The organism is Actinocorallia lasiicapitis, assembly GCF_054778695.1.
Genome location: NZ_BAAGZI010000549.1, coordinates 1 through 2,954, shown reverse-complemented (window position 1 = coordinate 2,954; position 2,954 = coordinate 1). Strand labels below are relative to the sequence as shown.

General features: G+C 69.7%; 2 protein-coding genes. Both read left to right on the top strand.

The window, feature by feature from the left end; translation table 11 throughout:
• On the top strand, positions 1 to 421 hold a 421-nt coding region (locus tag ACYVE7_RS31930), incomplete at its 5' end, for a DUF4192 domain-containing protein (protein ID WP_460370028.1).
• A gap of 52 nt (positions 422 to 473) precedes the next feature.
• Positions 474 to 2,933 (top strand): penicillin acylase family protein, encoded by a 2,460-nt coding sequence (locus tag ACYVE7_RS31925; protein WP_460370026.1) that lies wholly within the window; start codon positions 474 to 476, stop codon positions 2,931 to 2,933.
• The last annotated feature ends 21 nt before the right edge of the window (positions 2,934 to 2,954 follow it).

Below are 2,954 nucleotides of genomic sequence, written 5' to 3'. Positions count from 1 at the left end.
CGCCCGCGACGGCGGCCCGCTGCCGCCGCCCCGGCTGATCGCCGAGCTGACCGTCGCGCTGGGCTCGCTGCGCGTCCGCGACGAGGCCTGGATCCATGTCACCGTCGCCTCGCTCCCCCGGCACCGGCAGTTCTGGCAGCACGTCCTCACCCACGCCGAACCGCGCCACCTGGCCGCGCCGGCCTGCCTCTACGCCTACTGCGCCTACCTCGGCGGCGACGGCACCCTCGCCAACCTCGCCCTCGATCTCTGCGATTCGGTCTCGCCCGGCTACTCGATGTCCCGGCTGCTCCGGCAGGCGCTGCACAACGGGCTCCACCCCACGGAAGCCCTCATCTCGCTGACCTCGGCGGATCTGGCCGACGCCTACGGTGATCCACCCGGGCTGCTGCCCGACGTTCCCGGCTCGGCGGCCGCCTGACCGACGGGTCAGAGTGGGGTGATCTGCGTCATAAAGTACGGAGGTGAGTTTCTTGAGTAAGTGGCCTCGGCCCGCCCGCTGGGGCGTCCGGGTCCTGGCATCGGTACTGGTCATCGCGGTTCTGGCGGCTCTCTGGCTGACCTGGACGGTCCGCCGGGCGTTCCCCGACTATTCGGGTTCCGAGCGGCTGCCCGGGCTCAGCGGGAACGTCGAGGTGAAGCGCGACTCCTACGGGATTCCGCAGATCTACGCCGACACCCCCGAAGACCTGATGGCCGCCCAGGGGTACGCGACGGCACAGGACCGGTTCTGGGAGATGGACTTCCGGCGGCACGTCACCGCCGGCCGGCTGTCGGAGCTGTTCGGCGACGCCACCCTCGACACCGACAAGGTGGTGCGCACCCTCGGCTGGCGGAAGACCGCCGAGCAGGAGATCGGGCTGCTGAAGCCCGAGACCCGCAAGCTGCTGGAGTCCTACGCCTCCGGGGTCAACGCCTGGCTCGACCAGCACCCGAACACCGCGAACCAGGCGCTCGAGTACTCGGTGCTCGGCTTCCAGAACAGCGGCTACAAGCCCGAGAAATGGAGCCCCGCCGACTCGGTGGCCTGGCTCAAGGCCATGGCCTGGGACTTGCGCTCCAACATGGACGAGGAGCTCGGCCGGGCCCTGGCCGACCAGAAGCTGCCCAAGGACAGGGTCGACCGGCTCTACCCCGGCTACGCCTACGACCGGATGCCGGTGATCGTGAAGAACGCCAAGGTCAGCGGCGGGAAGTTCGTCGCCGACCAGGAGCGCACCGCTCCCGCCCGGGCGCTGAGCGACGTGTTCAAGGCGATCCGGGTGATGCCCGCGGGGCTCGGCAACGGCGCCCCCGAGGTCGGCTCCAACTCGTGGGTCGTCGGCGGTTCGCGGACGACCACCGGCAAGCCGCTGCTCGCCAACGACCCGCACCTCGCGCCGCACCTGCCGTCGGTCTGGTACCAGGCGGGCCTGCACTGCAGGACCGTCTCGGCGGCCTGCCCCTACGACGTCACCGGGTTCACCTTCTCCGGGCTGCCCGGTGTGGTCATCGGCCACAACCACAAGGTGGCGTGGGGCTTCACCAACCTGGGTCCGGACGTCACCGACCTGTACCTGGAGAAGACCACCGGGACGACCTACGAGTACAAGGGCGTCCAGGAGCCCCTGCGGACCCACCAGGAGACGATCAAGGTCGCGGGCGGCGACGACGTCACGATCACCGTCCGGGCGACCAGGCACGGACCGCTGATCTCCGACGTCATGGACGATCCGAAGAAGCTGGCCACCGACGGGATGTCCGTCGCGCTGCGCTGGACGGCGCTCGACCCGGGCCGCACCGCCGACGCGATCTTCGATATGAACCGGGCGACCGACTGGAAGTCCTTCCGGGAGGGCGCGGCGGCGTTCGAGGTCCCGGCGCAGAACCTGGTCTACGCGGACGTCGAGGGCAACATCGGCTACCAGTCGCCGGGCCGTATCCCGATCCGCACCGCCGGTGACGGCACCCGGCCCGTCGCGGGCTGGGACGGCGCCCACGAGTGGAAGGGCTTCCTGCCCTTCGAGGAGCTGCCGACCGCCTACAACCCGCCCGAGGGGTACATCGTCACCGCCAACAACGCGGTCGTCGGCCCCTCCTACCAGCCGCTGCTCACCAAGGACTGGTCGTACGGGTACCGCGCCGAACGCATCGACGAGCGGATCAAGAACGGCGGCAAGCTCGACATCGCCGCGATGTCCTCGATCCAGATGGACTCCCGCAACGGTTTCGCCCCGACCCTCGTCCCCGAGCTGATCCGGCTGGGCGCGGGCGCCAAGGGCGCCGAGCTGCTGAACGGCTGGGATTTCGACCAGCCCGCCGATTCGGCCGCCGCGGCGTTCTTCAACGCGTCCTGGCGTCATCTGCTGCTGCGCACTTTCAACGACGACCTGCCCGAGGGCGCCCGTCCCGACGGCGGCGACCGCTGGTTCGAAGTGGTCCGAGCCCTCCTCACCCAGCCGGACGACCCCTACTGGGACGACTCCACCACTCCGGCGAAGGAGACCCGCGACGACATGATCAAGGCGGCTCTGTCCGACGCCTCCGCCGAGCTCACGAAGCGGCTGGGCAAGAACCCCTCTTCCTGGAAGTGGGGCGACCTCCACACCCTCACCTTGGAGAACGAGACCTTCGGCACTTCGGGCATCGCCCCGATCGAACGCCTCTTCAACCGGGGCCCACTCCGCCTGTCGGGCGGCCAGTCCATCGTCAACGCGACCGGCTGGGACGCCCAGGAGGGCTACCAGGTCGACTGGGTCCCCTCGATGCGCCTGGTCGCCGACCTCTCCAACTTCGACAACTCCCGCTACATCAACCTGGCGGGCGCGAGCGCCCACCCCTTCTCCCCCAACTACTGGGACCAGTCCTCCCTCTGGGCCTCCGGCCGGACCATCCCCTGGCCCTTCACGCCACCCGCCCAAACCCCCGCCAACACCCTCACCCTCACCCCCTGACATGAAGCAGGGGTAACGCGG